Below are 4,833 nucleotides of genomic sequence, written 5' to 3'. Positions count from 1 at the left end.
CCCATGCCCGGGAGCATCCCGAGCATCTTCTTCATCGAGCCCATCTTCTTCATCTGCTGAAGCTGGTCGAGGAAGTCCTCGAGGGTGAAGGCCTCGTTCGCGAGCTTCTCGGCGACCTTCATAGCCTCTTCCTCGTCGAAGGCCTGCTGGGCCTGCTCGATGAGGGTGAGGATGTCGCCGAGGTCGAGGATGCGGCTCGCCATGCGGTCGGGGTAGAACGGCTCGAGGTCGTCGAGGTTCTCACCCGTGGAGGCGAAGATGATCGGGCGGCCGGTGACCGATGCCACCGACAGCGCAGCGCCACCACGTGCATCGCCGTCGAGCTTGGAGAGGACGACGCCGGTGAAATCGACGCCTTCCTGGAAGGCCTTGGCCGTGTTCACGGCGTCCTGACCGATCATCGCGTCGATCACGAACAGCACCTCGTCGGGGTCGACGGCGGCGCGGATATCGGATGCCTGCTTCATGAGCTCGGCGTCGACGCCCAACCGTCCGGCGGTGTCGATGATGACGACGTCGTGCTGGTGACGGCGGGCATGCTCGACACCGTCCTTCGAGACGCGCACGGGGTCGCCGACGCCGTTGCCGGGCTCGGGCGCATAGATGGTGGCACCCGCCTGCTCGGCGACGACCTGGAGCTGGTTGACGGCGTTGGGACGCTGGAGGTCAGCGGCCACGAGGAGCGGCGTGTGACCGTCCTTCTCGAGGCGCTTGGCGAGCTTTCCGGCGAATGTCGTCTTACCGGAGCCCTGCAGGCCCGCGAGCATGATGACGGTCGGCGGCGTCTTCGCGAACTCGAGGCGGCGCTGCTCGCCGCCGAGGATACCGATGAGCTCCTCGTTGACGATCTGCACGACCTGCTGGGCCGGGTTCAGCGCCTTGTTGACCTCATCGCCGAGGGCGCGCTCGCGCACGCTCGCGGTGAAGTCCTTGACGACGGCGAGAGCGACGTCGGCGTCGAGCAGCGCGCGACGGATCTCGCGGACCGTGCCGTCGACATCGGCGGCGGTCAGCTTGCCCTTCGTGCGAAGGTTGCGGAACGTATCGGTGAGGCGTTCGGAGAGCGTGCCAAAAGTAGCCATGGTGCTTCTGATTCTACGCGAGCGGGAGACGCTCTCCGAGCCTCGGCTTCACTTCGCCCAAGGCAGGTCGTGAACACCGGTGAACGCGTCGCGCAGAAGCGCTTCCGGAGCGCCACTGCCCGCGCCGCGCTCGGCCCACACGCGCAACGCGGAGAGGACGGCGGCCGCGTAGGCCGCGCCGAGGATATCGGCCGCTATCTCACCGATTCCGCTGCGGCGCGCGGCATCCGCAATCGCCGCCGACAGGCGTGCGTGGCGCACTCCGCGATCGCGCACGAGTTCATCTTCCAGCCCCATCGCTGCCGCGTTGCGCAGCGCGAGGGCGAGCGGATCGGGAGCGAAGTCCCGCACGATGCCTTCGAGCACTTCCCGTACGACTGCTCCGCCGGCATCCGGCGCCAGTGCGCCCAAAGAGTCGACGGCCGCACCGATGCGGGCGTCGAGCCCCGACCAGAGCACATCGCTCTTGGATGAGAAGTAGTTGAAGAAGCTCGATCGGCTGACGCCGGCGCGCTGCGTGATCTCGGCGACCGAGGTGTTCTCGTACCCCTGCTCGAGGAACAGCTCACAGGCGGCCTCGGCGAGCGTCTCGCGGGAGGAGGCGCGGGGACGCCCGGCACGGGGTGGTGAGGTCATCCCTTCACCGTATCGTGCGTCGCCGGCAGCGCCGGAGATGTATTGTTGGACGCAATCCAACAACTGCCGGAAGGCGATCATGCTCGACATCCTGACCCCGGGTCTCGCCCCGGATCTCGTGCCCTATGCCGATGGATGGGCTCTGCAGCGCAGCATCCACCACGACGTCGTCGACGGCACCCGCCCCGACACGCTCATCCTGCTCGAGCACGAGGCCGTCTACACCGCAGGCAAGCGCACGGAAGCTCACGAGCGCCCGCAGGACGGAACCCCCGTCATCGACGTGGACCGCGGGGGCAAGATCACCTGGCACGGTCCCGGGCAGCTCGTCGGCTACCCGATCGTGCGCCTGCATGAGCCCATGGATGTCGTCGCGCATGTGCGCCGCCTCGAGCGGGTGCTGATCGATGTGCTCAGACCGCTCGGCGTCGACGGATACCAGGTCGACGGCCGCAGCGGCGTCTGGGTGCGCCGCCCTCTCAGCGAGGACAAGATCGCCGCCATCGGCGTGCGCGTGCAGAACGGAGTCACGATGCACGGCTTCGCGATCAACTGCGACAACACGCTCGCCGGCTTCCGCGACATCATCCCGTGCGGCATCACGGATGCCGGGGTCACGACGATCAGCGAGGTGATCGGTCGCACCGTCTCCCCCGCCGACATCGCGGATGCCGTCACCACGGCCTTCGTCGATGAGTACTCGGCGGTGACCGCATGAGTGCCGCAGCCCCCGAGGGGCGCAAGCTCCTGCGACTCGAGATCCGCAACTCCGAGACGCCCATCGAGCGCAAGCCCGAATGGATCAAGACCAAGGCGAAGATGGGCCCCGAGTACACGGCGCTGCAGAAGCTCGTGAAGGGCGAGGATCTGCACACCGTGTGTCAGGAGGCCGGATGTCCGAACATCTTCGAGTGCTGGGAGGACAAGGAGGCCACGTTCCTCATCGGCGGCTCGCAGTGCACGAGGCGGTGCGATTTCTGTCAGATCGACACGGGCAAGCCCGAGGCCTATGACACGGATGAGCCGCGCCGTGTCGCGGAGAGCGTGCAGCGCATGGGTCTGCGGTACGCCACGGTGACCAGCGTGGCGCGCGACGACCTGCCCGACACCGGAGCGTGGCTCAACGCCGAGACCGTCCGGCGAATCCATGCCCTGAACCCGAACACCGGCGTCGAGTTGCTCGCGAACGAGCACAACGCCGATCCGGCGTTCCTCGGGCAGATCTTCGATGCACGCCCCGAGGTGTTCGCGCACAACGTCGAGACGGTGCCGAGGGTGTTCAAGCGCATCCGTCCGGCATTCACCTACGATCGCTCGCTCAGCGTCATCACGCAGGGACACGATGCCGGACTCATCACGAAGTCGAATCTCATCCTCGGCATGGGCGAAGAACCCGAAGAGGTCGTGCAGGCGCTGCACGACCTGCACGATGCCGGGTGCGACATCATCACGATCACGCAATATCTGAGGCCCTCGCCCCGGCACCTTCCGGTCTCGCGCTGGGTGAAGCCCGCGGAGTTCGTCGAGTTCAAGGAGGAAGCCGAGCGCATCGGTTTCCTCGGCGTGCTCGCCGGCCCCCTGGTGCGTTCTTCGTACCGGGCGGGACGCCTCTGGGCGCAGTCGATGGTCTCGAAGGGCCGGGAGATCCCGCCGCACCTCGCGCACATCGCCGCCAGCGCCGACCTCGGATTCGCCCAGGCCGTGTGAGCGTCGGGCGGGCTCAGTCCGCGCTCATGACCGACTGAACGGTTCCGTCGGAGGCGAGGTTCACCAGCAGAACATCGTCGGTCTCATCCGCGTCGAGCGCGTATTCGAGCACCGCGAAGGGCTCGGATCCGCCGTGCTCGTCAGCCAGGAGCGTCATGCTCATCAGACGCAGAGAACGGATGATGTCGACGGCGGCGTCGCCGCTGACATCGATGAGGACATCGGGGAGGTCGTCGCCGTAGGTCTCCTGCTGCTGCAGGATGTATTCGGTGACCTCGCTGGTGCGGTCATCGACCTCGGACAGCATCCCGCGGCGGGCCACGGCATCCACATTCTCCAGGCCCGCGATGAGGCCGGCTGCGATATCGAGCGCCTGCACCGAGACGTCGTCCTGATCGGGCGCGGTCAGATCGACGGTCACCGCCTGGTCGCCCAGGTCGACCGTCTCACTCCAGAAGATCGATCCATCGGGCCCGGAGGACAGGAGCCCGAAGTAGTCGTGTTCGATCGCCATAACGCTATGAAACCAGTCCGTTCACTGACCGACAAGGGATGCCACGAAAGCATGGGGGGTGAAACCGGTGAGGTCGTCGATGCCCTCGCCCTGGCCGAGGAGCTTGACCGGGATGCCGGTGCGCTCCTGGACCGCGAGGACGAAGCCGCCCTTGGCGGAGCCGTCGAGCTTCGTGAGCACGAGACCCGTGACGCCCGCGTGCTCGAGGAACGCCTCGGCCTGCATCACACCGTTCTGCCCGGTCGTGGCATCCAGGACCAGGAGGACCTCGCTGATGGGGGCCTGCTTCTCGACGACACGGCGGATCTTGGTGAGCTCGTCCATGAGCCCGCCCTTGGTGTGCAGGCGACCGGCGGTATCGATGATCGCGATCTCGATACCCTCGCGCTTGGCAAAGTCGATGGTCTGGAAGGCGACGGATGCCGGGTCCTGGCCCTGCTGCTGGGGGCGCACGATCGCCGCTCCCCCGCGCTGAGCCCAGGTCGCGAGCTGCTCGACGGCGGCCGCGCGGAACGTATCGGCCGCGCCCACGACGACACTGCGCTGGTAGCCGCGCAGGAACTTCGTGAACTTGCCGATCGTCGTGGTCTTGCCGACGCCGTTGACGCCCACGACGAGCACGACGGCGGGACGCTCGGTGAGCTTGAGCGTCGTGTCGAACTTCGCGAAGTGCTCCTCGAGCGTCTCTCGGAGCATCCGCTGCAGATCGTTGGGATCGGTCGTGCGGTACTTGGCGACCTTCTCACGCAGCTCATCGATGATGCGCTCGGAGATGTCGGGGCCGAAATCAGCCGTGATCAGCGCGGTCTCCAGGTCCTCCCACGTCGTCTCATCGATCGTGGGCTTGACGAACATGCCGCGCAGCGCGCGACCGAGGGACCAAGACTTCTCCGC

General features: G+C 66.8%; 6 protein-coding genes. 2 read left to right on the top strand and 4 right to left on the bottom strand.

All coding sequences use genetic code 11. The features are described 5' to 3' along the window. A partial coding sequence (ffh, locus tag Q0Z66_RS11920; RefSeq protein WP_298041441.1) for a signal recognition particle protein occupies positions 1-1,082 on the bottom strand: 1,082 nt, incomplete at its 3' end. A 48-nt stretch (positions 1,083-1,130) separates the two neighbouring features. Further along, entirely contained in the window at positions 1,131-1,718 is a 588-nt protein-coding gene (locus tag Q0Z66_RS11915; RefSeq protein ID WP_298041439.1) for a TetR/AcrR family transcriptional regulator, read from the bottom strand. A gap of 79 nt (positions 1,719-1,797) precedes the next feature. Here Q0Z66_RS11915 and lipB point away from each other — a divergent pair, with 79 nt between their 5' ends. Both lipB and lipA read left to right on the top strand, forming a co-directional pair. Continuing rightward, entirely contained in the window at positions 1,798-2,436 is a 639-nt protein-coding gene (gene lipB, locus Q0Z66_RS11910) for a lipoyl(octanoyl) transferase LipB (protein WP_298041437.1), read from the top strand. Beyond that, positions 2,433-3,425, top strand: coding sequence for a lipoyl synthase (gene lipA, locus Q0Z66_RS11905; protein ID WP_298041436.1), 993 nt, complete (start codon positions 2,433-2,435; stop codon positions 3,423-3,425). The genes lipB and lipA overlap by 4 nt, the downstream gene beginning before the upstream one ends. Positions 3,426-3,438: 13 nt before the next feature. Here the strand turns inward: lipA and Q0Z66_RS11900 are convergent, their stop codons facing one another. Next, positions 3,439-3,939 (bottom strand): DUF2004 domain-containing protein, encoded by a 501-nt coding sequence (locus tag Q0Z66_RS11900; protein WP_298041434.1) that lies wholly within the window; start codon positions 3,937-3,939, stop codon positions 3,439-3,441. A 21-nt stretch (positions 3,940-3,960) separates the two neighbouring features. Continuing rightward, a partial coding sequence (gene ftsY / locus Q0Z66_RS11895; RefSeq protein ID WP_298041431.1) for a signal recognition particle-docking protein FtsY occupies positions 3,961-4,833 on the bottom strand: 873 nt, incomplete at its 5' end.

It is taken from the genome of uncultured Microbacterium sp. (assembly GCF_947632095.1).
GTDB lineage: Bacteria > Actinomycetota > Actinomycetes > Actinomycetales > Microbacteriaceae > Microbacterium.
Note: the sequence above shows the minus strand (reverse complement) of the source record. Positions and strands in the feature narration are given on the sequence as shown.

Coding starts and splice junctions, on each gene's coding strand:
- Q0Z66_RS11900 (WP_298041434.1), bottom strand. CDS start 3,939: ATGGCGATCGAACACGACTACTTCGGGCTCCTGTCCTCCGGGCCCGAT.
- Q0Z66_RS11915 (WP_298041439.1), bottom strand. CDS start 1,718: ATGACCTCACCACCCCGTGCCGGGCGTCCCCGCGCCTCCTCCCGCGAG.
- lipB (WP_298041437.1), top strand. CDS start 1,798: ATGCTCGACATCCTGACCCCGGGTCTCGCCCCGGATCTCGTGCCCTAT.
- lipA (WP_298041436.1), top strand. CDS start 2,433: ATGAGTGCCGCAGCCCCCGAGGGGCGCAAGCTCCTGCGACTCGAGATC.